The 26,039-nt window shown below is 58.8% G+C and carries 20 protein-coding genes and 5 pseudogenes; 15 read left to right on the top strand and 10 right to left on the bottom strand.

All coding sequences use genetic code 11. The features are described 5' to 3' along the window. Window position 1 precedes the first annotated feature (1 nt). From BMX29_RS18170 to BMX29_RS18155, 4 genes are read left to right on the top strand one after another with little or no spacing between them, the layout of a single operon-like run. The gene (locus tag BMX29_RS18170) at window positions 2-1,414 is read left to right on the top strand and encodes a DUF6212 domain-containing protein (RefSeq protein ID WP_092815736.1); all 1,413 of its coding nucleotides are present in this window, start codon (window positions 2-4) and stop codon (window positions 1,412-1,414) included. Further along, on the top strand, window positions 1,399-3,360 hold the full coding sequence (locus BMX29_RS18165) for a glycosyltransferase family 2 protein (protein WP_092815733.1): 1,962 nt from the start codon (window positions 1,399-1,401) through the stop codon (window positions 3,358-3,360). Before BMX29_RS18170 ends, BMX29_RS18165 begins: the two co-directional genes overlap by 16 nt. Beyond that, the gene (locus BMX29_RS18160; protein WP_092815730.1) at window positions 3,351-4,073 is read left to right on the top strand and encodes a sulfotransferase; all 723 of its coding nucleotides are present in this window, start codon (window positions 3,351-3,353) and stop codon (window positions 4,071-4,073) included. The genes BMX29_RS18165 and BMX29_RS18160 overlap by 10 nt, the downstream gene beginning before the upstream one ends. 30 nt (window positions 4,074-4,103) lie before the next feature. Beyond that, complete coding sequence (locus BMX29_RS18155; RefSeq protein WP_092815727.1) at window positions 4,104-4,772, top strand: FkbM family methyltransferase; 669 nt, start codon at window positions 4,104-4,106, stop codon at window positions 4,770-4,772. Window positions 4,773-4,847: 75 nt separating this feature from the next. On the opposite strand, the gene BMX29_RS18150 is transcribed toward BMX29_RS18155, so the two are convergent. After that, window positions 4,848-6,464: a calcium-binding protein gene (locus tag BMX29_RS18150; RefSeq protein ID WP_092815724.1), complete on the bottom strand. Its 1,617-nt coding sequence runs from the start codon at window positions 6,462-6,464 to the stop codon at window positions 4,848-4,850. Between the two features lie 485 nt (window positions 6,465-6,949). On the opposite strand from BMX29_RS18150, the gene BMX29_RS18145 reads away from it, so the two are divergent. Next, window positions 6,950-7,711, top strand: coding sequence for a Stf0 family sulfotransferase (locus BMX29_RS18145; protein WP_175471234.1), 762 nt, complete (start codon window positions 6,950-6,952; stop codon window positions 7,709-7,711). Between the two features lie 12 nt (window positions 7,712-7,723). Here the strand turns inward: BMX29_RS18145 and BMX29_RS18140 are convergent, their stop codons facing one another. From BMX29_RS18140 to BMX29_RS18125, 4 genes and pseudogenes are all read right to left on the bottom strand, one after another. Beyond that, window positions 7,724-8,383: a class I SAM-dependent methyltransferase gene (locus BMX29_RS18140; protein WP_092815718.1), complete on the bottom strand. Its 660-nt coding sequence runs from the start codon at window positions 8,381-8,383 to the stop codon at window positions 7,724-7,726. Between the two features lie 87 nt (window positions 8,384-8,470). Continuing rightward, window positions 8,471-8,957: pseudogene (locus tag BMX29_RS18135) on the bottom strand (IS5 family transposase); the annotation flags it as partial. A gap of 229 nt (window positions 8,958-9,186) precedes the next feature. Next, window positions 9,187-9,510 carry a transposase gene (locus tag BMX29_RS18130; RefSeq protein ID WP_092815715.1) on the bottom strand — a complete coding sequence of 108 codons (324 nt, stop codon included), beginning with the start codon at window positions 9,508-9,510 and terminating at the stop codon, window positions 9,187-9,189. Window positions 9,511-9,740: 230 nt separating this feature from the next. Continuing rightward, window positions 9,741-11,195 carry a calcium-binding protein gene (locus BMX29_RS18125; RefSeq protein ID WP_092815713.1) on the bottom strand — a complete coding sequence of 485 codons (1,455 nt, stop codon included), beginning with the start codon at window positions 11,193-11,195 and terminating at the stop codon, window positions 9,741-9,743. 1,765 nt (window positions 11,196-12,960) lie between these two features. On the opposite strand from BMX29_RS18125, the gene BMX29_RS19690 reads away from it, so the two are divergent. Both BMX29_RS19690 and BMX29_RS18985 read left to right on the top strand, forming a co-directional pair. Continuing rightward, window positions 12,961-14,214 (top strand): calcium-binding protein, encoded by a 1,254-nt coding sequence (locus BMX29_RS19690; protein WP_342342401.1) that lies wholly within the window; start codon window positions 12,961-12,963, stop codon window positions 14,212-14,214. Further along, window positions 14,205-14,345: pseudogene (locus tag BMX29_RS18985) on the top strand (IS256 family transposase); the annotation flags it as partial. The gene BMX29_RS19690 and the pseudogene BMX29_RS18985, both read left to right, overlap by 10 nt. Before the next feature lie 245 nt (window positions 14,346-14,590). On the opposite strand, the gene BMX29_RS18110 reads toward BMX29_RS18985, so the two are convergent. Then, the gene (locus BMX29_RS18110) at window positions 14,591-17,170 is read right to left on the bottom strand and encodes a hypothetical protein (RefSeq protein WP_092815708.1); all 2,580 of its coding nucleotides are present in this window, start codon (window positions 17,168-17,170) and stop codon (window positions 14,591-14,593) included. Window positions 17,171-18,804: 1,634 nt separating this feature from the next. Here BMX29_RS18110 and BMX29_RS18105 point away from each other — a divergent pair. The 3 genes from BMX29_RS18105 (at window position 18,805) to BMX29_RS18095 (ending at window position 19,867) form a co-directional block, all read left to right on the top strand. Then, window positions 18,805-18,999 (top strand): type II toxin-antitoxin system VapB family antitoxin, encoded by a 195-nt coding sequence (locus tag BMX29_RS18105; RefSeq protein WP_092815706.1) that lies wholly within the window; start codon window positions 18,805-18,807, stop codon window positions 18,997-18,999. Then, window positions 18,996-19,142 carry a hypothetical protein gene (locus BMX29_RS19450; RefSeq protein ID WP_217644407.1) on the top strand — a complete coding sequence of 49 codons (147 nt, stop codon included), beginning with the start codon at window positions 18,996-18,998 and terminating at the stop codon, window positions 19,140-19,142. The genes BMX29_RS18105 and BMX29_RS19450 overlap by 4 nt, the downstream gene beginning before the upstream one ends. Before the next feature lie 293 nt (window positions 19,143-19,435). Next, window positions 19,436-19,867: a phasin family protein gene (locus BMX29_RS18095; RefSeq protein ID WP_092815704.1), complete on the top strand. Its 432-nt coding sequence runs from the start codon at window positions 19,436-19,438 to the stop codon at window positions 19,865-19,867. 222 nt (window positions 19,868-20,089) lie between these two features. Here BMX29_RS18095 and BMX29_RS18090 read toward each other — a convergent pair whose 3' ends face one another. Both BMX29_RS18090 and BMX29_RS18085 read right to left on the bottom strand, forming a co-directional pair. Further along, window positions 20,090-21,016 (bottom strand): phosphotransferase, encoded by a 927-nt coding sequence (locus BMX29_RS18090; RefSeq protein ID WP_175471233.1) that lies wholly within the window; start codon window positions 21,014-21,016, stop codon window positions 20,090-20,092. A 157-nt stretch (window positions 21,017-21,173) separates the two neighbouring features. Next, a pseudogene (locus BMX29_RS18085) lies at window positions 21,174-21,404 on the bottom strand (transposase domain-containing protein); the annotation flags it as partial. Window positions 21,405-21,681: 277 nt separating this feature from the next. Between BMX29_RS18085 and BMX29_RS18080 the strand changes: the two are divergent. The 4 genes from BMX29_RS18080 to BMX29_RS18065 all read left to right on the top strand — a co-directional run bounded on the left by BMX29_RS18080 (window position 21,682) and on the right by BMX29_RS18065 (window position 23,889). Further along, a complete protein-coding gene (locus tag BMX29_RS18080; RefSeq protein WP_092815698.1) occupies window positions 21,682-22,113 on the top strand; it encodes a phasin family protein in 432 nt (143 codons plus the stop codon). Between the two features lie 330 nt (window positions 22,114-22,443). After that, window positions 22,444-22,665 (top strand): hypothetical protein, encoded by a 222-nt coding sequence (locus BMX29_RS18075; protein ID WP_139197089.1) that lies wholly within the window; start codon window positions 22,444-22,446, stop codon window positions 22,663-22,665. Window positions 22,666-22,910: 245 nt separating this feature from the next. Further along, window positions 22,911-23,630, top strand: a complete 720-nt coding sequence (locus tag BMX29_RS18070; protein WP_244889280.1) for a ParA family protein — start codon at window positions 22,911-22,913, stop codon at window positions 23,628-23,630. Then, window positions 23,614-23,889: a ribbon-helix-helix protein gene (locus tag BMX29_RS18065; RefSeq protein WP_092815689.1), complete on the top strand. Its 276-nt coding sequence runs from the start codon at window positions 23,614-23,616 to the stop codon at window positions 23,887-23,889. Before BMX29_RS18070 ends, BMX29_RS18065 begins: the two co-directional genes overlap by 17 nt. Before the next feature lie 218 nt (window positions 23,890-24,107). Here BMX29_RS18065 and BMX29_RS18060 read toward each other — a convergent pair whose 3' ends face one another. Beyond that, window positions 24,108-25,139, bottom strand: coding sequence for a replication initiator protein A (locus BMX29_RS18060; protein WP_092815685.1), 1,032 nt, complete (start codon window positions 25,137-25,139; stop codon window positions 24,108-24,110). A gap of 476 nt (window positions 25,140-25,615) precedes the next feature. On the opposite strand from BMX29_RS18060, the pseudogene BMX29_RS19360 reads away from it, so the two are divergent. Then, window positions 25,616-25,738: pseudogene (locus tag BMX29_RS19360) on the top strand (IS256 family transposase); the annotation flags it as partial. A 211-nt stretch (window positions 25,739-25,949) separates the two neighbouring features. Here BMX29_RS19360 and BMX29_RS18980 read toward each other — a convergent pair. Then, window positions 25,950-26,039, bottom strand: a pseudogene (locus tag BMX29_RS18980) (IS5/IS1182 family transposase); the annotation flags it as partial.

The raw sequence follows: 26,039 nt of genomic DNA, 5'->3' as shown, positions 1-26,039 counted from the left end.
GATGCGTCACAAGATGCTCCTTGCGGCGGCCGATTTCGCCGAGATGAATGATCTCAATCTCCCTGTCGAACTTGTCGTGGTGCGTCTTTCGGAAAGAGGTGACATCTGCCTCGATAACGGACAGCCATTCCTCCCGGAAACGATGACGGGAGAGGTCGCGGGGCTGATCGTCGGCTCGCCGGAGAGCCGAGCTCTTCTAGACGAGGTGGCCACTTGCTGGGCCGCACGGTGTGGCATCGCTTCGCCGCCCCTGATCGATCTCTCGGATGCACAGGATCCAGATCGCGAGGCGCGCCGAACTCACGCGCTTGGCGCGCTGGCCAGCATTTACCGGATGCAGGCGGAGGCGGTCGTCCAGCACAATGCAGAACTTCTGGAGATGTTGTCGCAACTCCGCATCGAACATGAGGCGGCCAGCCGAACGGTTCATGCTCTGCGCACCTTCATAGCCGGGTCTCTTGGTACGAAACGGTGGCTGGCTCAAGCGAACGGCCCCCTGCCCGGCCATCAGGCGCCTGCGCTCGAGATGCCCCCGCACAGCTCACTGAGCCAGCGCCTTGCAGCCAACAGCATAGGCCTTTCCGACATTGCGATCTTCTTGCCGGAACAACAATTGCCAGAGACGGGACAGCTGAAGGCCACGCTTAGCTTGATCGAGTCGGGCACGGAGGCAGCAACCTGGTCTTTGGAGGCCCCCGGTTTGTCTCCCGGTTGGCTGCGCCTGTCTCTTCCCGACGCGCTTGACGATGACGAGCAGACGCCGTCTCTGCATCTGGCTTGGCACTCGGACCACTCCCTCCGGATTGGCGGCGGCGTGTTTCATCCCGACCCAGATTACTGCGCCATCATCGGCGAGGTGCGCGCAGACCGCATCCTGGCCCACAGGATTTGGAAGCACAGCCCCGGGAGCCATCCTCCGATGCCGGAAGACGGGCACTGGCCCGAGGGGCCTGTTCCTCCGCAGATGTACGTGGACCCGCTCCGGCTCGCCGCTCTGGCGGCCTCCGCGGGAGAGGACTTGAAGTACTTCTCCGATCTCGAAGCCCTTCAGGTTCATCCGCGCCCCGAGAAGATCAGCTCTGCCCGTCTCTCCGGTGCGGTCTATCCCGGAATTCGTATGGTTACCGCCACGATCGGAGGGCGCCACCCACAAGGGCCCAACGTCGAATACGCTTTGGCAGTCGCGCCTTCCCGGCCGGTGCGCGAACTGTTCGATCTTGTTCATCATTGTCAGCAGACCCGGTGCATATCGGATTGGGTTGGCCTGAGCGGAGACCGGGAAGACGAGCTGGAGCTTATCTTGCCAGAACCTGCCGATCAGGGTCTTGATCTCTATCTTCTGACCCGGCTTGGCCCGGGCGCTGCGCCAGCCTACGGGTGGGCCACCTTTCGCGACATATGGCTGCGCATTTGATGCATCGCGCGTCTCCACGTCTTGCCATCATTGTGCCGGTCTACGGCCATTCCGTGCTGGTCTCCGAAGCGCTCTGTGCAGCTCTGTCGCAGCAGGCCTCGTTCGGAATCCATGTTCTCGTCGTCAACGACGGGTGCCCGAACCCTGAAACGGATTTTGTGATCTCGACCTTGGCAGCCGCGCACAAGGATCACCTGACCTATCTTCGAAAACCAAATGGTGGCTTGAGCTCGGCAAGGAATTTCGGGATCCGACATGTGCTCGCGCATTTTCCCTCTGTCGAAGCGTTATTCATGCTTGATGCCGACAACCGCCTGCGGCCCGGGGCCATGGCCCGCGCCATGCAGGCGCTCGAGGCGCATCCCGAAGCCGGATGGGTATACCCCAGCATCGACATGTTCGGCATCAAGGCCCGCTGCGACTACAGTGGGCGCTATTCCCGCCTGATCCATAGCCAGATGAATATCTCGGAAGCTGGTAGCCTGATCCGGCGAGAGGTGTTCGAACAAGGCGTGATGTTTGATGAAACCTTCACTCAGGGCTTCGAAGACTGGCACTTTTTCCTGTCGGCCGGAGATGCGGGTTTTTCAGGCATCAACCTTGAGGATTTCGGCTTCTTCTACCGCAAGCGCCCGGAAAGCATGTTGGCTGATGCCGACCGCAACGTGGCCTTTCTCGCCGGAACCGTCCGGCAAGCTCATGAGGATCTGTATTCCCCCCGCACTCAGGTAGTCCTCGAACAAAGTGAGGCTCCTCGCTATGCGCTCGTAGCACCCGAAGAAGGCCGCGTACGTCTCACCACGGATCCGGAACACCTCGGCGAGGAAATGTCGCTCGAGGCTTACGCCGCGCTCTACTGGCGAAGCCGGACAACCCCGATGCGATACCGAGTGCCGCCCTATCTTGTTGTTCTGTCTCCTGATCTTGAAGACGCGATGCAGGCCAAGGGCCTTCTGCACTGGATGCTCTGGAGGCTCGAACACACCGCTGCGCAAGATGATCTGGGGTATTTAACCTTGGGTCCCGGCATCAGGGCCACGGGTCTGGCAATCCAGACCGAGGTGGCGGATACGCCTCACCGGCGTCGCCAGGCCGTGGCCTGGATGATCGGTCACAAGCGCCTCGAGGCTCTGCTGAACGAGGATTGCGTCTCAGATCCCGCAAGGGAAACCGCCGAAACATCACCGGCAAACTGTCATGCGGTTCGTGTGGATCTTCCGGTCCGCGTGGGTCCCGCGGCTAAAGGACTTAGCAAGGCGCTGGCTTGTCTTCATGGCTCGCGGTTCCGTGCCGCGGGCCTTCGCCGCTGGACCTGGCGTCAGCCATCTATCGCGCTTCGAGGCCGTGAACATACCATCCTGCGTAAGAGCTTTTCAGGTCAGCCGGTAGCTCCGCGCCTGCCATCGGAGCGAACAGACGAGATAGGCATTCTCACACTGGGCCAGAAAGACGGTCTCCATAACGTCGTCGAGGCGTTCCAGCCCAAACGGTCCCAAGGCGCGGGTCTTCACCTGTTTGTCCCCGGGGCGATGGTCAGTCAGGTGGATTATCGATCAATCGATAGCTTGGCCTTGCTTTGTGATGGTCGGCTCGATGCGCGAGACCCCCAGAACCTCCACTACGAGAACGTGCCCCTACGGGCTCCAGGTGTGCCAGAGGCCGGAGCAGCGGCGCTGGCCATGCTCTTCTGGCTCGACGAGATTCACAATCTCGATTGCCTCGGAGGGCATCGCCTGATGGGGCCTCTGCGGCGGCTCGGCGTACGGACCTATCTTCACCTGTCGCCCCCCGATGATGAGCGCCTGTCCGATGCATCGAACATTGTTCACGCCCTGGCCTACGAGCATGCGTATGAGCGCATTTTTGCGGCGACTCCGAAACTCGCAACATATCTGCACACCCGCGGCGTTCCCGGCACCAAGATCGAGGTGAGCCCATGGTTCTGAAAAGCAATCCTAGAACCATCGAAGAGCTCTATCCTCGGCTCGAGAGCAGCGTCTTCATCATCACCTATGGCCGGTCCGGCTCGACCCTTGTCCAGAACCTGCTGAACGCCTTGCCGGGGTATACAATTCGCGGAGAGAACGAGAACCTCGTCGCGCCGCTTGCACGGGCCTGGAGCACGCTTCAGCATTCATCTCAGCGCGACAAGATGCTCTCGACAGGTAAGACGTCCGACCCCAGCGATCCATGGTACGGCTTCGAAGCGATTGATCCAGACATGCTGGGGGCTTCACTCGCCGAAAGCTACCTTCAGACCATACTCCGCCCGAGCGAGGAGACCCGGGTGATCGGCTGCAAGGAGATCCGCTGGCATTCCGATCCCGCGCTCTTTCCCGTCATCCTCGATTTCCTGACCCGGTTCTTTCCGCGTACCCGCTTCATCTTCAACACTCGGCAACACGACCAGGTGGCGCAATCGGGCTGGTGGAAATGGATGAACCCCCAGGTTGTCGCTCGCCAGCTCGAGACCGCCGAGGCCCTCTTCGAGAAGTACATCGCGGATCATCCCGATCGCTGCCTGAAATTGCACTACAATGATTACACCCGCGGACCGGAGAGATGGCGCCCGCTTTTCGACTTTCTCGGAGAGCCCTTCGACGCTGGGCTCGTCCAGGATGTTCTCGGGCACCGGTTGACCCATTTGCAGAGCGGCTGAGCGCTGCCCAAGATCGCGAAAGGATCCCGCATGGCCACTCGATGCTGGACGATTGACGGCCTCTCCTTCGCGTTGCCCGAGAAGATGCTCACCCCCGGTATCACGCGCATGTGCGACAAGGGCTGGTACGAGGTCGAGGAGCGGCGCGCGCTTCACGCCCATCTTATTCGTGGAGATACCGTACTCGAGATCGGCGGCGGGGCGGGGCTTCTGGCTTGCGTAGCGGCCCGCGCCGTGGGCCCAGAGGCCGTGACCACGGTCGAAGCCAATCCTGCCATGCTACCCGTCATCCGGGCCAACCTTGCTGCCAACGATGCCGATGGCGTGCGGCTGCTCCATGGTGCGGTGACCGCCGGGGCCGAGACCGATGATATCCTGTTCAATGTTCCCAGGGCGTACTGGGCGGCGAGCCTTGATGCGACGGACGGGGCTGATGCCGTGCGCGTGCCTGCGCTGTCTCTTCCCGCGCTGATCGCAGAAACCGCACCGAGCGTGCTCGTGGTGGACGTGGAGGGCGCGGAGGCGGGATACTTCGACCATTCCTTGCCCAGTAGCTTGCGTCTCATCGTGCTGGAGCTGCACCCGGAGCGCTATGATCGCAAGACGCTGGCCGACATCTTCGCCCGTTTGGCGGCACGCGGGTTTGCTTACGATCCGCGCGGGTCTTCGGGGGCCGTCGTCTGCCTTTCTCGCTACTAGCAACCGATGATAATCGAACACGAAAAAGGGCGCCCGTGGGGCGCCCTTTCGATGTCTCGTACCGGTCCCGAAGGATCAGCCGAAAGTGAAGTTGACGTTGTCGAGATCGTCGAGGCCAACGTTCTGAAGCGTCACGCTGTCTTCGTCCGTGTAGTAGATGACGAGTTCGTTATCCACTTCGGCCGCGAAGTCACCGATGTTGTCGGCGTTGATACCCGCGACATTCGACAGGTCGAGAATATCCTCGGATGCATCGAAGTCGCTGATGGTATCAGCGCCATTTCCAGCAACGAATGCGAAAGTATCTTCGTCGCCGTCTCCTGCGAGAAGATCGTCCCCGGCACCGCCCCAGATTGTATCCTGGCCGGAACCACCAGCGACTTCATCGTCTCCAGCGCCGTTGAAAATGGTATCGTCGTCGTTGCCGCCTTCGAGGTCATCGTCTCCAGCGCCACCAAAGATCAGATCGTCGCCGTTCCCACCTTCGATGTCGTCGTCACCATCGTCTTGACCACCATAGATTTCATCGTCGCCGCCACCGCCGAGGATGTCATCGTCGCCGTCGCCACCGCCGAGAGTATCGTCGCCATTGTCGCCGAAGATTTCGTCCTCACCGGCGCCGCCGTAGGCTTCGTCGTCACCGTTGCCGGTGTGAGTGATACCATTAAGCGATCCAGTGTAGATATCGTCGTCACCGTCGCCGCCGAAGATGATGTCAGCACCATTGCCTTGAGCGTTGAACTCTCCACCGGAAACAGCCGCGTAATCATCACCGATCAGCAGGTCGTCACCTTCACCACCAGCGATCGTGTCGTCACCAGAACCACCGGCAAATTCGTCGTTTCCGGCATCTTCGTTTACGACACCGGCGGCGTCCTTCGCACCAGCGTAGATCTCATCGTTTCCGGCACCGCCGTAGATGAAGTCGTCACCTTCGTCGCCCAGAACGACGTCATCGCCGCCAAGACCGTTGAGGAAATCGCCATCGCTGTCGTCGTCTTCGGTGTTCGACGTGTTGAAGAAGTCGGCACCTTCAGTCGCGCCACCTTCGACGGTAACCGAGAAGGTCTCCGTGAAGGAAACCGTGTCGTCATCGTTTTCGAACTCGACATCGAGTTCAACAACGGCGCGATTTCCCCAGCCCAACGTGCCCAGGAACGATTCGAACGCAGTGAAATCAAGAGATTGGTCACTATTAACAAGAGCGACCGTACCCAGGCCGTCGAGTTCAAAGGACTCTTCTGCTTCAACACCATTCACCGAAGAAATCGTGAAGTCTTCGTTCAGCGTAATGAGCTGCGAACCGGTCCACGCCATAACATCGGATGCATCAGCGACCCTGATGGTATCACCACTCTGCGTCAGGAGGTCACCGACGGCGACGTCTCCCAGCTGAAGGTAGTTGGGGGCGGCCGTTGTCGCGGTGGATGTGAGCGTGCCGTTGGCCACATTGCCCACTTCGAAGTTCTGCAGGGTCAGATCTCCTGCGGTCACCGTGTACACGCCACCATTGAACGCGCCTTCGACAGTGAAGCCAGCCGGGATCGAAATAAGCCCGTTCTCATCAAGAATGTTCACGATATCGACGCCAGCCGCACCGTCAACCGTGGCGGCTCCGAAGGGAACATTGAAGATGTCAGCAGCCGCAGTCCCGGTAGCACCGGTGTCAACGGGAAGAGTAATGTTAGCCATGTCTTTCGTTTCCTCGATAAGATCTCTGCGTGTTCGCGCTCCGGAAACCCAGCCTCACTGCGCCCGGAAGATCATGCGCAATACCGCGAGAACACCTAGCGGCCTGACTTGAATAGTGTCAATTATCTTTTCCAGAAACCCATGCACGCGAAAAGCGAGCGCGAGAAGGCGTGCCACTTCGGCAACATTGTATTTTACATCACCCTACGTTAGCCAAGTTTCACCTTGACGACGAACTTCGGCAGGCACGGCAGCTACGCATTGACACCAACAATTCTAAAAACTAGATTTCCGTTGTGAGATCGCCGCTTGGATCAAGAGGCGCTCGATCCAGCCTCGTACCTCGACAAGATCCGGAGGGAGCCTCAATGAGACTCCCTCCGTTTTCGCTCCTTGACCCCGAGGGGCCGAGGTAGGCGATCATCGTCATCTTGCACTCGCGCGCGCGCTCCCACATTGTCGCAAAAAAGCAGCCTGGAGGGCTCGTGGACATCATCTTGTGCGCAACGCAGCGCTGCGGCTCGACCCTTGTCATTGAGGACATGCGAAACACAGGCGTTCTCGGTCAGCCGGAAGAATGGTTCATCCCGTGGGATCCAGGCAAGACCGATCTAAACTGGGAAGAACACCTGACATCGGTTCAGAGCCGTGCAACCGGCGACAACGGCGTCTCCGCGATCAAGATCATGGCAAACCAACTCGATCCCGTCGATCGCTGCCTTGCGACTTTTCTCAAGGCGGATCGGGAGGGAGAATTTGCCCATGTCGCGACAGCCTTTCCGCAGGCCCGCTGGGTCTGGCTAAGGCGCAACGATGTCGTCTCACAGGCGATCAGCCGGATCATGGCGCAGCAGACCGGGATTAACCATGCTACGGCCAAGCCCGAAGACGCCCACTTTTCGGGGAACATGATGCGCGGCTACAACCCGAACTACAACAAGAACGCCGTGTATCAGTACGACGCCATTTTGAGCCATGTCACGGCAATCACGTTGGAAAACCTGGTGTGGCAAAGATTCTTTGAGAGCCAGGGGATATCTCCACTGAAGCTGACCTACGAGGATGTCATCCTTGACGACACGATGAGCCATCTCGATACGTTCGCAGAGCTGGCCGGTGTCGCTACACCGGTTCCGAAAACGCCGCGGAAGATGGTCAAGGTCGGAAATAGCCGCAACAGCGAGTGGCGCGAGCGATTTCTGCGAGACGCGGCGAAGAAGAATTTCAAGCACGCCGCGCCGAACTGACTCAGATACACCTCACGGGCATCGTAGGAGCGCAAGACCATCAAGGTTTTCGACTTTCTTGTCTCCATTCCCCCAGTCGATGACAACTTGCTTCATCACCTCTAAGCCCTCCTTCTGGGCGTAGTGGGAAAAGAGCTGCGTCGACATGAAGTTTCGCGCATGCGCGTTTCTCTGAAAATCTCCACCGGGGTTCTGTGAGAGATTTGAATGGTGAAGAAAAGCCATCGCGCCTGAGGCCATGATCCTCTTGAATTCCCTGAGGTAGTTCCGAACCACGTCGCTATCGAAGTGGATCATTGAGTCGAAACAGAAGACGAACGTGACAGTGTCATCGTCAATTTCTTCCAATGACACACCGTCGTTTTTCAAGAGGGTCAGATTATCGATCTGTCCAAATCTCTCTGCACAAAAATCAATGTTTTCCTGAAGAACATCCACTCCCGTCACACGCTTGGAACGCTCAAGTAGAATCTGAGTCATCCGGCCATGCCCGACGGCAAGCTCCAGAACATGCGTCATGTCGATCGAAGCATCTTCCAGGAACGGCTCTATAAGACTCGTCCATTGCCTCTGCGCGGTGGCCTCCACGGCATTGTAGTACGGAGTGTCCACCCACCGCTGGGAAACCTTCAAGGTTTCTTCGGTCAGCTTGTTGAGGTCTGTTGACGCCACCTTCGGTTCTCCTAGGAGCCTTGCGAGCCAGATTGATACAGCAAAAAACTTAGCTGAGCTTACGCTCACGCTGGCAGCTTTTCTAGGTCATGGTGACAAATGGTGGAGCCAAAGCTGGACCGACGTGATGTCGATGAAGCTCAGGAAGCTCTCCGCAGTCTTGTCGTAGCGGGTGGCGACCCGGCGGGTATTCTTGAGCTTGTTGAAGCAGCGTTCGACCAGATTGCGCAGCGTATAGAGGGAGCGATCCACGCCGACGCGCCTCTTGCGGACTTCCGCATTGGGATCACTGGCAAGGCATCGCGCTGCTCTATGGTTCTACGAGTGCCGTCCGCGTCCTATCCCCGGTCGGCGAGCAAGACGCTCGGTGCAGGCAGATTGTCGGCCATCACCAGATCAAAGCCGAGATAGTCCGATGTTTGGCCCGGTGTGATCTCCGTCCTCATTGGCAGGCCGAGCGCGTTGACGAGGAGGTGGATCTTGGTCGTGAAGCGACCCCAAGAACGGCCGAGACCCGGTCGCGGAGTCTCCTTTTTGAGCCCGCCGCCTGATGATGTGCGCATACCACTGTGTTGGTCCCTTATGCGCAGGATGGCAAGTGCTGTCTCATCGGCACCGGCAACACGAAGCGCGAGGGGCCGGCCATGCTGATGCGATTGAAACTGGAAGTCCGATTCAAGAAGACCGCGGAATTTCAAAGCCGATCTGGTCCAGCTTTCGGGGCGGGACCACTCGCCAACTTAGACGAATCTTGAGGAAAATATAAAGTCAGGAACCGCAACCGGATCGCCTTTCCGAAGATTCTATTGTGCAGCCATCGTCAGATTTGACTTCCGACTCCATAGGCCGATGCAGTTTTTTTTTATGATTTCAGCAAGCTCTTCTTTCTCGAGGCTTAGATCGGCAACCAGATGCCTGAGTCGCGCGTTTTCTTGTTCCAGAACACGGATTCTAAGAACTTCAGGAGGAATATCGGAAACGTCCTGGTTTCCAAGTCTCTTTTTCCAGTTATAAAACGTGGCCTGGCTGATCCCGATGCGCTCACAGAGATTGCGGACCGGCTCTCCATCTTGTGCCTCCTGCAAGATCGCGATCTTCTGAGCATCCGAGAACTTGCTGGGGCGCATGATCCAAAATCTCCCTGCCAGGATGTGCCGTTCTTCCGAGGTTCTCCAATTTCAGCGACCAGCCCATCATGCTGGCATTTTCGGCAAACGAATGCCGAAGCATAATGTCATCTAATAGCTGTTCGCAATTTGGTGCACGACTGAAGGACTCGGAATTTCATGAGAATTTTCGTTTAAAAGTGCCGGGCGGAATAGAAGTAGTCTCCGCCCGGCGCGCTGTTAAAGGGCTATCAGAGGAAGCCGTCTCCGGTGAAGCCGTCTGTTCCGAGGAACGACAGGGTCTCACTGACCAGGAAGTCGTCGCCGACCACGATGTTGTCGCCAGCAAAGGCGTTCATTTCGTCCTCGGAGTCAAAATGGATCGTGATCATGTCGCCGCCTGCATAGCCGAAGCCGGACGTGTCGATCGTGACCTCCCAGAGCATGGTATCAGCATTCTGGCCCTCGCGGGTGATGATGCCTGCGGATACCGCGTCACCGAATTCGCCGTCGTATTCCCCGTCCACGAGCCAAATGATATCTTCGCGGTTGGCAAAGTTTTCGGCGCCTTCGGCTCCGTTGACAGATTCAGGATACTCGTTGACCCCAAAATCGAAAACGTCGTCCATGCCGTGGCCTGCGATGAAGCCGAGGATGTCGGTTTCGTTGTCCGGTGTCAGAGTGCCTGCGTCGTCGCTGCCGGCGCTCATCACGTCGTTACCAGCACCACCCCAGATCGTGTCGGATCCACCATGTGCATCGATGATGTCGTCGCCGTTGCCGCCATAGATCTCGTCGTCACCTTCATAGTCGGAGAAAACGATGGAGTCACTTTCACCGTCACCGTCCGGGGTAAGAATAGAGTCAGCAAGAAGATCTGCACGCGACGACGAGTCATTAGTATCGTCATCGTCATCGCCATTGCCATCGTCCTCGTCAGTTTCGCCTTCAATGAAGCTGACGAGATTTACGGATACAATATTGCCGTCGCCACCGATCACATCATTGTCGTCGCCGCCAAAAATGAGGTCGTCTTCATCTCCGCCGGTCAGATCGTCTTCACCTGTGCTGCCGTAGATGGTGTCGTCATCACGGCCGCCGTTGATCGTGTCGTTGCCAGACCCGCCACCCATTTCGTCATCGCCGATGCTGCCGAGGATGAAGTCCTTACCGGACCCGCCCCAGATGTCGTCGTCGCCTGCGTCAGCACGATTGAACGAGTTGAGGAAGTTGTCGTCGATGCCGACGGTCGTTCCACCGAAGTTGAGGAATTGCAGTACCTGGAGCGCACTCGAGAAATCAGCAAAGTCGTCTGCGGTTACCGGAGGCTCGCCGTCCTGAACGCCGGAAAGAACCTGCTCAAACGCGCTGTAGAAATCGAGGCTGAATGCTCCGGTTTCGCCGATCAGGACGTCGTTACCAGTGCCGCCAGCCATCGTGTCGTCGCCAGCGCCACCATCGATGAAGTCACCGCCGCCGCCACCGTAGAGTTCGTCGTTGCCATCGTCGCCTTGGACGATGTCGAGATCGGTGTCACCCGCGCCGGCGAAAACAACGTCGTCACCGAGGTTACCAATAAGCCAATCGGCACCGTCGTTGCCAATTATGGTATCGTTACCGGGGCCGCCATCGATGTAGTCTGCGGAGTTTTGACCACCTTCAAGGCGGTCATCGCCAGCCGTTGAGACGATTACAGTATTGACCATTTTGTCAGTCCTCTAAGATTAATATCTCGACTTAGAAAGGATGCTCCCGTGAGGAGCATAGCCTCCCATGAACGAGAAGTGCTACGCAGCGCACTGAGGTGGGAGTAGGTTTCGATCACGACAAAAGAATTCTTGAAATAAATTTCTAAAATCCCGTCGTTCGCAGTACTGAGATTAGTCCCCTCCAGGAGCAGTATGTAGTATCACTTCTTCACTTCTTATGAGAGAGCGTCCCCTGATAACAGAATGCATTTCCAATAGTTGAAACGCTTACAATAAGGGCGCGATCCAACCTAGGACTTTGCACGCTGATTACAAATTTAAGCTCTCGCGGGAATTTTTATTACGTGATTCGACTTACAAGTCAATTATGAACAGTTTTTTGATATATTTAGAGTCTAGATACTTCCACTTTTTGGGGAAACTTGAGTTTTGAGATTCCCAGCTTGGTTGTCATTTTTGGCTCGAAGCCGATCTCTTTTCATGGACTGGGAAGGGAGATCACCTGCTGTGCTACGCGACACGACAGCTCTTCTGCATCAGCAAATCAGGAATTCATTCGCTACTTTATCCGATTGTTATTAAAAGAATATTCTTTACCCCACGTAACCCTGGGCGCAGCAATACATTGCGTTCAGAGCTACGGACAATGCGCGGTGGCTCTCACTTGCAGGAAGGGCGACCAAGGGGACTCGAACAGCGCGAACAATCTGGCGCGGTGTGGCGTCAAAAAAGTTCAGAGTTGTCTTGCACGTTAGAGTTTCTATAGTGTCTTTTCTGCCACAGTGGTTCTATTTTTAAAGTTTTGTCTCTCACCTCGCGGTGACCGATTGCACGCGGCGCGGGTGTCGCGTCACCGTGCCTACCCGCTCTCGTACAGAAGCGGCTTCGGGCATCTAAGCAGCCGAGAGGATTGAACTTTCCGCGCTTCAGCGGCATGGTTCTGCGGACGATGAGAGACACATGGGCGTTGGTGCAGAACTCAAGCCAGCAAGCTTCATGGTTGGCGTCCTGCGGGTTAGTGGAGTGTTATGTCCAAACCAACGCCCACACGCCGCCGCACAACGAACTGATTCGCTTGCAATGCCGCGCTTCGCGGGATCGTGACCCATTGAACGATGTAGGCCGGACCAACGTGCGGACCTTTACGCTGATGGTCGGCCTGTTGCTCTGGCTGTGGGCGTAACGCCTACGGGGCCGCTGCTGGCCCACAACGGTGCATGCCCGAGGTTGCATTCTGCACCTGAGGAGCGTCTCGACGTCCGCTTGAATGCGCGGGTTCGAGTTGATTACAACGTAGGAAAATCAATGATCTAGCAACAAGATTGGAAGAGATTTGTCTTTGGAGACCGCAAACGGCCTAGTGTCCGTCGATCGCGTAGGCAACGGCAACTACGAGATCACGCTCTCCCGGTTCGGGGAGGTGGTGCAGACCGTGTCCTTCGAGGCGGGCGTCGAAGCCGTCCCTGCAAACTTCGAGGGGCAAGAAACGCAGGCCGGAACCACGTTCGAAGATGGCTACACTTGGTACCCGACGGTCTACCCGGATGGCAACGGCGGTTTCTACGCAGTGGTGACGCGCACCTTCTCCGAGGTCGGTCAATCCGGTGAGCCGCTTTACGAGGGTTATTCCGCCGCCGATGTGGTGGTTCAGCACTATGATGCGGACCTCGAAACCGTTGGAAGCACCGCGCGCTTCGGTTTCCGGGGCGATTTCGACGTCGCCTACGCGTCTTCGGGCTGGGACATCTACCCGCCCGAGCTCATGTCGGTGACTGCGCCGGACGGCGATCTCATCCTCGCCGCAGGCCACTCGTTCCAGAAGTATGACACCGCCAAGCCGCCCATGCCGCTCACCCTGGCGCGGATCGACTCCGAAACCGGTGAGGTTCTCTACAGCACTGACACCGGCTACAATGCGCAGCCTGACAACCTGTCGCTCAGCGCGCAAGACAACGGGGCTGTTCTCGAATTCGAGGGGAGCTTCAACTACCGCGATGCCTATCTCAGTGGCGCCTACCCTGAGCGCGATTTCTCGCTTCAGGCGACATTCGATCCCGAGACCGGGGCGCTCGTCGAGGAACTTGTTTACCAAAGCAACGCCTTTCCGAACATCGAGATCGGGACCATGGACGCGGACCGCATCGTCGGGGACGACGGGGATAACTCGATGCACGGCTTGGCAGGCGACGACGGTTTTCCCGCCTCGGCCGGCAACGACACGGTTTTCGGCGGCGAGGGCGATGACAGAATTGCGCTCGGCGCCGGTGACGACGTCGCTCGGGCCGGATTTGGCAGCGACCTGATCGGGGGCGGACTCGGCAACGACAGCATCGTCACGGGCTACGGCAACGACACCGTGCGCGCAGGACAAGGTGATGACACGATCGAGGGAGGCCTGAGCTACGAAGACGGCCGAGAGGTCCTCAGCGGCGGCCGGGGGAACGACCTGATCTTCGGTGACGATTCGAACAACAGTGCTCCCGTTTTTAGCCGTGACGTGATCTCCGCCGGCTGGGGTGACGACACTGTCGAGGCCGGCAGCGGCAAGGATGTCATCGGCGGCGGCCACGGCGATGATCTGATCGACGCTGGCTGGCAGGACGATTCCGTCTATGCCGGCGCGGGATCGGATACGGTCGAGGGGGACCGGGGGAACGACCTTCTGCAGGGCGGCATGGGAAGCGACAGCCTGAGTGGCGGCCAAGGCAATGACACGCTGTCCGGCGGGCCGGGCAACGACACGCTGGAGGGCGGCGCCGGAAATGACGTCTTCGTGTTCGATGACATGCTCGCCGGCACCACCGACGTCGTCCGCGACATGGAGAAGTTCGTAGACCGTCTGCAACTTTCGGGCGTCGAAGGCGAGTCCGTAGAGAGTCGGTTCGCGGAGCTGCAGATCTCCGCCGCGGGCACAATGGACGATGTGGCGACGCTGATCTCATATGACGGCTTCGAGATCATCCTCGAAGGGGTTGAAGCCGCTGACGTGACCTCTGACGACTTCCTGTTCGTCTGATCGGCGCCGTCCTGTTCGAACAGAACGACGAGTGGCAGACCGCCAGCCGCTACATGATGGGCGAGGCCTTCGCACAGATCGACAAGGAGGAGATCTACCCCATTCTCAGCATCACAACAAAAGCCGCCTGATCATGCCCGCTGACCATCCGGGAAATTATACCAGCTTGACGGACGTGGCCTCGTTTTTCTTGTCGGAGACATGGCAGCGTAGCTGCCAACTTTGTTCAACTTCAGATCAACCATTTGGTCTTTAGCCACATCTCGCGGCGATCGGTGCCGGATCGTCGAAGGCGATGAACCAGGCGGCCCATTAGTGGTCGTTGGCAAGTTGCTTCGGCTAAGCCCCAACTAACTCGCAAGCCTCCTGTGGTGACCTAAATGACATCTAAATCCTGCTTCGCTGCCAACTCGGCCTTCTCGCTTTGCTGGATCTTGATGTCGCTCATCAGCGCTTCCGCCTCGTCGCGACCGATCGAGGTCAGGTCCGTCCGGGCAATGCCCGCGTAGAGCGCTTCCCACTCCTCGCGCGCCAACTCCCGGCTGAACTGGTTCTCCAGCTCCCGCGGGACGCCTTCCCGGAAGTCCTGACGCGCCGCGTCGGCTTGCGCCTTCACCGGGTTAATCATCCGCAGCAGGCCCTTGTTCGTGTCGGTCTGGCCCCGAAGGTCGGTGAGCATCGCGCGCCAAGTGTGCAGGTTCGGCACATGGTTCGCCATCTTGGTCAGGCCCTCGGCCGCGGCCGCCGTCTGGTCCTTCGAGCCAAGAGCGGTGATGAGGGCGCCTGCCTTGAAGACTTCCTTCTTGGCTCGCTGGCCCTTCCGGTCTGCCCGAATGGCCCGCTGTCCGAGCGCGTCAGTGGCCCGTGTGCTGCGGGTCTCCAGTTGCTCGGCCGCATAGCGGTTGGCTTGCTCAACGCGCTCACTGACGGCGTTCACGGCCGACATGTAGCGCCGCTCCTTCTGCACCTGGGCCAGACCCTCGGCCACGATGTCCAGCTCACGGGTCACGTTGCTGTCCCGCGTCTGGCGCAGCGACAACCGGCGCAGCAGCTCCACGGCTGCCTGAGCCAGGTTGCGCAGCACACCGTCGATGCTGTCGGCCTTCACCTCGGTCTTGCGCAGGGGCTTCTTCGCCTCCAGCGCCGCCCGCAGTTTGGGATCGACCTGGCTCAGCGCCATGAAGGTCGCCATGGCATCCGTGCGCCCGTCGCGACCTGTGCGGGCCTTCACGTCCGACAGGAACGCCAGCCGGCGCTCCGCCTGCGACTGGGTCAGTCCCTGCGCCACCAGCTCCTCGGCCGTCAGGGTCTCGAGAACGAGCCCGTACTGGTCATTGGCCTGCCGCATCAGCGAGGCATCCAGCCGGACGCCCGAGGTCATGACCGTGTGGATCATCTTGAACACGGTCGCCTGCCGCTCGTTCATCTCGATCCCGGCCTGACCGGCTTGCGAGATGGCAAGGTCCCCTGCCCGGTTGCGCTCCACGCTCTCCTGCACTGCCTTCTGCCGCTCGACCCTGTCGGTCGTCGCAGTCTGGCGGCCCACGATCTCCTGGAGCTTGTTTCCGAACTGGCTTTCTGCCCACTCCAGCCGCGTGTCGCCCGCCGACTGCTGGCTCATGTAGCGGTTCGCCGCCACCGCGGACTCGCGGATCGCCGCGGCGTTCGCCGTCAGGACCTCGGTGTTGAACCGTAGGTTGGTGAAGACGGTGTTGCCCGGCTTGGACCGCAGGCCCAGCATCTTCATCAGCGCGTTCCAGCCACCCTCTACGATCCGAGCCAAGGGGGTCCGCTTGGTCTGTGCCTTGCGCTGCTGTCCCCGCTCGATGAGGCGCTGGTTCGACAGCATCCAGCTCACGAACTCGCCCATCTGGCCAATCCGGTCCGGGGCACCGTTCATGGCTGCCAGAGCATCGCCCCAAGCCTCGGCGGACTCGTCGGTCGGCGGGGTGTCCCGCATCTGCTGCATGAGCCGTTCGATGTTGCGGCCCGCCTCCTGGACGTGGCGCGGCGCGGTGCCGTCCTCGGCCACATACGCCTCCAGCGCCTTCGTCGTCTGGATGTGCAGCATCTCGTGCAGCACGGTCTCGGGGCTGGTGTTGGCGATGAAGGCCAGACCCGGCGTCGGGTAGGACCGGCCAAGCGAGATCGTCGGCCCGGCAACGCCGATGGTCGCCTCCTCGATGTCTGCCAGCGCATCGGTCTCGCCGAAGTAGAAGGTGCCGCGCTTGCCGCCCGTAGGCTTGCTCAGCAGGTCCTGGGCAATCTCGCGCTGCTCCGGGCTCGCATCCTTGTCCCGAGCCAGGAAGGTCAGCAGGGTCTCCCCGTCCACCTTGCGCACACCGCCCGGCATCAGCTCGCCAATGGACTCGACGGCTTCACTCAGGTTCGAGGTCGGGCCTTGGATCGCAGGCTCCGCCTGCGCATCCTGGCCCTCCTGCCTAATCTTTTGCTGCTCTTCCCGCGCCAACTGGTTCAGCTTTTCAGCAATCTCCTCGTAGGCAAAGGGGGTGTTGGTGGCCGTGGTTTCGCCGGGGCGGTGGTGGGCGCGCTTCATGCCCGCCATGTGGTCCGTCGAGGTCGCCATACGCGCCATTGCCCGCTTCCGAGCCTGGGACTGCTCTGCGTAGATCTCGAGCTGGCGTTGACGCTCCTTGAACATGCGGGGCGTCAGCTTCCGCTTGTCCTTGGGGTCTACCCGCAGCGCGCGCCGCACCTGCTCGCGGGTCTGCTGCGGCATGGCGTCGATCATGTCCTGCGTGACGATCTCGGAGAGCTGGCTGAACCCGTCGGCGATCGACTGGTAGACGTTGGAGTCCATCCAGCCCTTGAAGGCCGAGGCGTTGATGGTCTCGGACGCCTGCCCTGCCCCGTCTACGGTCAGCTCCACGCCGTCGAACACCGCCAGCGAGGACTTCAGCGTGCCCTCGCCCGAGGTGTAGATGTTGAGCATCATCCCGGAACCTAAAAGCCAATGCCCTCGTCAGCCCCGCCTGAGATGACCTAAAAGGCAAGGGCTCCTAGTCGCAAACCGTAGCGTTCCAACTTAAGTTCAACTTTTTATAACCCCATGTTTTTAGGTCGTTCCATGGTCGCGACCTAGGCGCCATGCCGTCTCTCGGGCTGACTGTTCTCGTCGCCTTTTTGGCAGCGCTGGCTCGGCCAATCTTGGTGGCAGTCGGGCGTTAGGCCGAGCGGCTGGAGCGTGCTCCATGACAAGCTGTGAGGGCCCTCACAGTGAGCCAAGCAGGTCTTGGGGGCGCATCCCCGCAAACAGCCCGGAACCGCACTCAGCGGCGCGCACACGGCCTCTCAGGATTTATTTCGTGCTGCAGGGCGCCTGACTGCCGGCAGGTATGATCGGCGGACCTCATAGATTCCACTTGCGGATGACGGCATGGCTTCGGACGCCCTCGCGCGCGCTAAATATAAATTCTTCCTTGTTTCCTGGATCTTCTTAGATCCATGCCCAACGACAGGTAAGAGGCTCCGAGAGAAGGCGGAGCCTTCTCGTAGGGAGCCTCTTACCTGGAGTATTGGAAGATGTTGTTGACTCTCCATTTATAACACGTAATATTTGGTATAATCCCCCAAATATAGAGATACTCTCTGTTATAGAAGAATACGGCAAAGACCCGGCGGGCCGCTGGCCCGCCGGGTCTTTGCCTAATACATTGTCTATAATGGTATTTTTGAGAGAGTAGTACGAGGGAAACTAAGCTCTGCGCGCGTGACGCATGCGCGCGTTGACACGACCTTCGCGACGCCCCTGCCCCAACTCGAGACCAGAGCTTGCCCCCTTTGATCGATGCTCGAGCGGATCCGATGCCTCTTGGCTCAGCCGAGTTCAGGTGTTTCACTCTTGGTTCGACCTGGACCCACCGGGCACATGGCCACCCCCGCCATCAAGCATGTCATGGCCACAGCGGCACTGTGTGCGCCACTGAGAACTTTTGTGGGCCCTTTGGGGGCAAAAGTGGCGCCGAGACCTTACCCTCCCTCAGTGAAGCGCTGTGGCGCTCTGTGTGGTCTGCTCATTTTGGTTCGGCGTACGCGTAAGCCGTGACGCCACTGCCGACAGCTTCATCCTTCGCGAAGCTGAATTGCAGCGCTACCAGTTCCCCCGGGTTTCCACTTGGCTCAGTGGACATGATCCGACGCAGTCCGCTTGGGCAGGCCAGTCGGACTGCTCTCACGATCAGCCTCAGTATCCGTTGGTTCTCCCTTGGCATCACGCCCAAGAAAAAAGGTTGCATCCGCTGGCATGTCCGATAGCGTCGGATGGCAGTCCGTTGGCTAGCATGGCTTCTACTGGATCTTGGTAGTCCATTGGGTACGCCGCCGGAAAAACGGATTGGCATAGGATAGCAGGGTCTGCAGATCCGCCTGAATAAGATAGCGCATCCGTAGTGAATACAGATCGTAGGGCGTCCGTTTGGGCGCCCTTTCTGTGTTCGGGCTTTCTCGCATAATGGTTGTAGTGAGCCGCCATTTTGGGTCGGGCATTCTGGCGGTTCTGCTTGAGTTGCCAGTCCCTTGATGCGCATCACCACCTGCATCATCTTATGAGCATCCTGATGTGAGATTGCCATGCGAACGACAGTGACCCTCGACGACACGCTGCTCGACCGAGCAACCGCCCTGACGGGGATGAACGATCGGGGCCCCCTGCTCCGGGAGGCCCTCAAGGCGCTGATCGAACGTGAAAGCGCGCGCAGGCTGGCGCTGCTCGGCGGCACGGAACCAGACATCACGGCCCCGCCCCGCTCACGCGAGACGCCATGATCCTCGCCGACACGTCGGTCTGGATCGATCATCTGCGCCAGGGCGATGCAGAGCTAGCCCGCGGGCTCGAGGCGGGTCAGATTGCCTGCTGGACGATCTCCCTGCCCTACCGCTCGCCACCGTGGCCGAGGTTCGCGCCATGATCGAGACGCGACAGCTCATGAGCCGTGGCATTGGTTATGTGGACGTGTCCCTGCTCGCATCGTGTCTGCTCGCCCCTGGCTCCACGCTCTGGTCGCGTGACCGGCGTCTCGCTGCCGTGGCCAAGCAGCTTGGCCTCGCTCACACAGAGTGAGCTTTCGGATAGCATTCCGATCTCGAGAATCTGGCCGTGTCCGGATCGCCCCCTTGATAATGCTGCACTGCAGCATCACATAGAGGTCAACGGCGCAGAGGGCGCCACCGAGACATCATCTTCTTCAAAAGGAGACCCGACATGGCCACGAAGCAGACCACTAAATTCGCAGCGCAAGACCTGCAGAGCCTCTTCAACGTGCAGGGCTACCAAGACACTGCAAAGACATGGGCGCAGACGGCCGAGCGCATGACCGCACTCACCACGGATGCAGCAACCCGCTCCACCGACATCGCCAGCGAGACCGCCAGGGAAGCGTTCTCGAACCTGCGTGAGGTGGCCCAGGTGCGCGACGAGCCGGCTGATTACGGCAAGGCGTACAGCGACTTCGCTCAGAAGCAGATGGATCTCTTCATGCGCACGGTGCAGGCCTTCGCGACCGTGAGCCAGAACACGGCGACCGAAGCCACCGAGTTGGCCTCCAAAGCCGGTGAGGACATGGCCCAGAAAGCCACTGCAAACGTGCAAGGTGCCGCTGAGAAGGCAACCTCGGCCGCGAACAAGGCTGCATAAGGCCAACCGGTCCGAAAGCAAGATCAACGACAAGTGGCGGGTCCTCGGGACCCGCCACTCTGCTGTCAGGGGATCGCGTCGCTCCTACCCTCGGATCTTAGACGCGGAGCATGACGAATGGTGCGATCTGTTGTCCGCCACGATGTTCAGGTGACTTCGAAAGACAAGAGTTTGAGACCTTGCGCGACCGCATCGCTGCTCTGGATTTGTTAAGACACCGCATCAGCAAACATTCAGCGCCCGCTTAGCGGTTCGGAGCAACAATAAAGGCTCCTTCGACTGTCTCTCAGCCGCGGCAAATATGCGTGCGACCAACTCAAAGCAGGCAAACACATCAAACTCTTTATGTGTGGTAGGGTCTTCTCCATACCCTTCCGCGAAAGCACTAACGTCTGCTGGGTCGAACATGACGTTATTGCTCATCTGAACCCCTTTAAACGGGCATAACATCGTAAGGCGGTCGAGCAATGTTGCAGCATCATTAACTTGCCAATTCCGTCCGAAGTGCTCAAAATCTACAAGTCCTACGTGATGGGAATTTATCAAGATATTTCCCGGTGTCAGGTCTCCATGCTGAACTGTCTGGCAACGCATTTTTCCGCTAATACTGTCGTACTTTGTAAGCGCATGACAAGCGAGGCGGTACATCACGTCCGTCCAGCCCGGCTCCCAATTTGGTGGGTTTTCGCGGAAGTGCTTGAGACGCATCCTGACCCTTAGAATACGCTTTCCAAGCGTGTACGGAGCCATGCTTACGGGTTCACTGCGATGAAGGATGCCCAAAGCATATGCCACCCGGCGGATTTGCTCAGAGCGTAACGCGCGATCGCTGCGCGAAAATGCAAGATTAGCCGGTGTGCCGACCAATGCTCTTAGCAGGAAGCCGCCGTCTCGCCGAACTGCAAGCACGTCAGGCGCAGACATGCCTTCGCAGTCTGCGAACACGGAAGCTGCTGTGATACAGGCCTCTGTCTCAGCAGCCTCTCTTTTTAGCGCATCTTGCCCTAACTGACGTTTTGCTAATGCTACGCACTCAGTCCCATGTAGGATCTGATAGATCTCCGTCTTGGATAGCTTGTTTTGGCTGGTTGATAGTGGAGCGACTTGTAAGCCTGAACCAAGCCCCGCCTCTGCGAGTAGCTCTGCCACCCAAGGCGGAGCACTTATTTTACTAGTCGTAGCAACTTCCATCGAACGAGCTTATTCAAGCTCAGAAGCCCGTCAAGCCAAACCCAATAGGCGTGAAGTGAGACCAGTCGACTGAGAGTGATGGAGAGACATGGTAAGCATCCGGCGTAGGCCGCGGTCATGCCGCGATTTGGTGCTCCGATTTCTGCCAGTTCCAAGGCAGCAGTTCCGACACCCGGGAGGCGGTCGTTCCGGGTAGCCGAGCCAAGACATCGGCGAGCCAAGCCTGCGGGTCGATGTCGTTCATCTTGGCGGTGACGATCAGGGAATACATGAAGGCGGCACGATCGCCTCCACGCTCCCCCACGAAATGACGCATTCTGACGTCACCTCTGGCAAACCCGTCAAGAAAAAAGACCTCTGGCACCATAGGCGTGGATGATGGCACCTGAACGCCCCACCGATCGCGTCGTGTCTTCTCGCTCCTGCTTCTAGCCCCCTGCCCTCTTGGCCGAGCAGCTCGGCTCGCTCACTCTGGATGACGCCTAATAAGTGCTTTCCAAATCTAAGAAAATTCGGGTGCCGTCAGATCGACCCATTGAAAATGCCGCGCTGCAGCATGATATGAAAGTTAACGGCGCAAAGGGCGCCATCGAGACAGCATCTTCTTCGAAAGGAGACCCGACATGGCTACGAAGCAGAACACCAAATCCGCAGCTCAAGACCTGCAGAGCCTCTTCAACGTGCAGGGCTACCAGGACACTGCAAAGACATGGGCGCAGACGGCCGAGCGCATGACCGCGCTCACCACGGATGCAGCAACCCGCTCCACCGACATCGCCAGCGAGACCGCCAGGGAAGCGTTCTCGAACCTGCGTGAGGTGGCCCAGGTGCGCGACGAGCCGGCTGATTACGGCAAGGCGTACAGCGACTTCGCTCAGAAGCAGATGGATCTCTTCATGCGCACTGCGCAGGCTTTTGCCACCGTGATCCAGAACACGGCGACCGAAGCCACTGAGCTGGCCACCAAAGCCGGTGAGGACATGGGCCAGAAGGCTGCCACGAACGTGCAAGGTGCCGCTGAGAAGGCAACCTCGGCCGCCAACAAGGCCGCGTAAGGCCGAGGAGAGGTCTGCGAACAACGACAAAACAGCGGGTCCACTGGACCCGCTGTTTTGCTGTCTGGATGTTACCCAGGCCTGTGCGGCTGCTTTTGATGTGCGCCTTGAATGTCACAACCAAGCCACTGGCCCATAAACGCAGTATCTGGCGACCTAGAGTCTGTCTTAATCGCTTTAATCCTCCCCGGCCGAGCGACGGGACCGTCGCATGATAGCTGTTGGGAAGAGGCGTCTCGACGCGTCATTGCGTCTTTCATGAAAAAATAGCTTGGCCTGTCAGCAACAGGATGAGAGCCTCCACCTGCGTCCAAGCAAATGGGAGGTGCTTTGGGACAGGCAGTGTTTGTACTGGCGGAGTTTCTGCCTTGGGAAGGCCAAGCTGTACTGGGCTGCTATTCGACCCGGGAAAAGGCTCAGCAGGCTTGGGATACGCTGGATCAGCACGAGCTTGGCTACCTATGGATCTCAAAAATCGAGATCGACGCTCCAGCCAAGTACGCAGAGACCATCGCCGAGAAAAACTGGCTTATCCAGGATCAAGACAACTAACCCCAGCACCAGGTGATCTCCGCAACCGGCCATGCATGCTGCTGTCCAGGGGCACCGTAACCGTCTCATTCGCCCTCTGGTTTGGCGTACCGTGAATGCTTTGAGACAGTTAAGGTATCTTCAGGTACCATGTCATACCTTACGGTATGCTACGGTACGGTACTCTACGCATGGCAGGGCAGTCACAACCATTCCTAGTCATGGCGTAGATAGGGAAGCTAGGTCTTCCCTAGGCAGGGCCTGCCATGGATACTCAACCCACGAGCAGCAAACAGAAAGGCAGTTCAATGCCGGTCATCTCATTTGCGTCGTCCAAAGGCGGCGCCGGCAAAACCACGTCAGCTATCATTCTCGCAACCGAACTGGCTCAGGGAACGGATGTCATCCTCATCGATGCGGATCCGGCAGGTCGGCTGACCCGATGGGCGGGTCTCTCCCGCACTCCGGGTCGGATCGAAGTGATTGCCAGCAAGGGAGAGCGCGAGATCCAGGACGAGATCGCCGCCGCGAAAGAGCGCGCGTCGTTCGTCCTGATCGACCTCGAAGGCTCTGCGTCTCGCCTGACATCGTTTTCCATCTCGGAGTCCGACCTCGTCATTGTTCCCACGGGCGACGAACAACAGGATGCCGACGAAGCTATCGAAACACTCGCGCAGATCGCCATGGAAGGACGGGCGCGACGGCGACCGATCCCCGCTGCCGTCCTCTTCGCGCGAACGAACGCGGCGGTGAAGAGCAAGCTCGAGAAACACATCAACACCGAGCTGCGCTCCGCCACGCGTGTCTTCGACACGGAGCTGCACCGCCGTACGGCATTCTCTTCTCTCCATAATTCCGGTGGCGGGTTGCGGCAGCTGGATCCAGCCGAGGTCAACGGGATCGACAAGGCCATTGCCAACGCCCAGGCGTTCGCCGCCGAGGTCGTCGACATGCTCGAGGAGACACGCCATGCCGCGGTCGCTTGATCTCAGCCGGTTACAGCAGTTCGAGAGGGCAGGGGGCGAACCTCGGAACGAAGCCCGGCAGGAACAAGAGGCCGAGCGTCCCGTTACCGAAACCTCCCCGGAGCGGTGGCCGAGCCGCGAACCTGTCCGCGATGGTCAGATCAGCATCAAGGCTCCGCTCGACGTGCTCGCGCGCTTCCGGAAGCTCTGCAAGGACGATCGCCGCACCTATGCTGACATGCTATCGATACTGATGGACGCGTACGAAAGACGGGACTGAGATCGGCCGTTCTGGTTCCGCCGCAGGGCGGGGGCTTTGTGCACCTGCTCTGTTCGGCGAGCCAACTTCCCAAAACCAGTGCGCAATCATTTGCAGGAGATGATTTCTTTCACACTTCTGGTTCCGGATCCCCCGAAATCTGCAACCTGGACGATGCAGACGTAGGCGATGCCTTCGAACAAGCAGACGCTTCCCGCACTCCGCGCCTGGCCACCTGTTCATGGGCGTCCGCGCGTGTCGCTCCATTTCCGGCAAAAACCCAGGAAAGCCATCTCGGGATTGCGCGGGGTGTCCGTGGCCCAGCGACGCCACTCGCTTTCGATCATGCGCACATCCCAGCCCGGGGCCGCCTCTCTGGCCATCTCGTAGACGTCCGGGTCCAGCTCCGGGATGTCCGCGGCAGCTGTCGAAACCTCCGGGCCGACCGTGCCGCGGCTGCGCACCACCATCAGATCCCGATCTTCATCGAAGCGAATCTCGTAGTCGGGCATATGGCCGTATTCCTTGTCCTCGTGCGCGATCGCCGCGACCAGGCGGCGGAATTCGCGCGGGGAAGACCCGGAGCCACATTTCTTCTGGAGAAGGCTAAGATTGATCCGCCACTCCCGCTGACGGCCGCAATGCTTTCGTGCCAGCTCGTAGATGCGCCGCTCGAGCGGTTTGCGCAGGCGGAAATACTCCCGCGAGAGGGTCAGCACCTCTTGGGCTCGGATCGCGTTGAAGACCCAGTCCGAGAGCTTGACCTCCACTTCCTGCATGCGCCCATCGCGCGTCTCCCGCACGATCCTAGCGCGTTCGATCAGACCAAAGGTCTCGAAGACCTCCTGTCCACCGGTGGTAATGTTGGTCGAGATGCGCGTGCCGGCCAACCGCTCCATCGCGGCTTTCAGGAGCGTGTAGCCGCGCCCCGTGGTCATGCGGTTCGTGGCTTTCAGAAGGTCGGAGGCATGGAAACGGATGACCTGCTGGGGCTCCTTGCCCTCGTTCATGCCCTTTATGAGACTGGAGATACAGTAGATCAGAACGTCTCGATCATGGACTGTCGCGAGACCATCGACCGAGGGTTTGATCTCGATCGTCATACCGTTGTGCTCGTAGCGCCGGGGGCGTGTGTCCGGCTTAGTCGAGAGCGAGAAGATCGGATGCTCCATCGATCCGACATCCCCTTTCGGTGCCGTGTCGAGGATGTCGCAGACGAAGAAATCTCCCTGTGGGTGACGATCCGGCAGGAGCGGGTAGTTGATCGTCATCGGTCATAGCCTTTCGACACTTCACACACAGACATCTCTACAACGACACTTCACACACGGCCAAGGGAAAACGACACTTTACACACGATTGGAACGACACATTACACACGGACCGCCCTTTTTAAACCGCTATCACGCTGGATCTCCTCGGGACTGGAACAGCTGAGAGGTGTTGCCGGCCTGACGCTTCGAATCACCACTTTGCACACGCCGAATCACCACTTTACACACGCCGAATCACCACTTTACACACGGGGCGTATGTGTAACTTTATGAAAATATTAACGAAAACAGCGATTCGAAATGCCTTAACACCTACTTAACACCTTATTAACACCCCGCTCCCAGCCTGATCCCTGTGGATAAGTTAAGAAACAGGAGGGTCATGTCCCGGGGCGTGGTCTAGCTGAGGCGGTCATCGGGTTTCTCGGTAGGGTCGGGTTGCAAAAGCCAATCTGAACCAAGGGACGACCCAGATGACCAAAGCCATGATGGACCTGAGAGAGCTCGTGGAGAGGAGCGGCGATGCGGATCTTCTTCGGGAGATGATCGACTTTGCGGCCGAACGCCTGGCGCAGCGCAACGATTACCGCGAGCGGTGTCCAGGCCCGTAAGCCCTACCGCTCAATGCAACAGACACCAAGATCACAAGATCACAAGATCAAGCCCACGGATAAACCATATTATTGCCTCACTATTTGTTCTTATTGCGGGTCGGCGCACAAAGACAGGAACGACAATGCCTCAGATATCTCTATATTTTTGGAAAAGTAAAACTTTACCATTCCTCGTCTGCGCATACGCACTAGGTCATGTTGACAAATGGCGGATCCAGAGACGGATCGACGTGATGTCAATGAAGCCGAGGAAGCTTTCCGCCGTCTTGTCGTAGCGGGTCGC

The organism is Roseivivax marinus, assembly GCF_900109705.1.
Lineage (GTDB): Bacteria > Pseudomonadota > Alphaproteobacteria > Rhodobacterales > Rhodobacteraceae > Roseivivax > Roseivivax marinus.
Note: the sequence above shows the minus strand (reverse complement) of the source record. Positions and strands in the feature narration are given on the sequence as shown.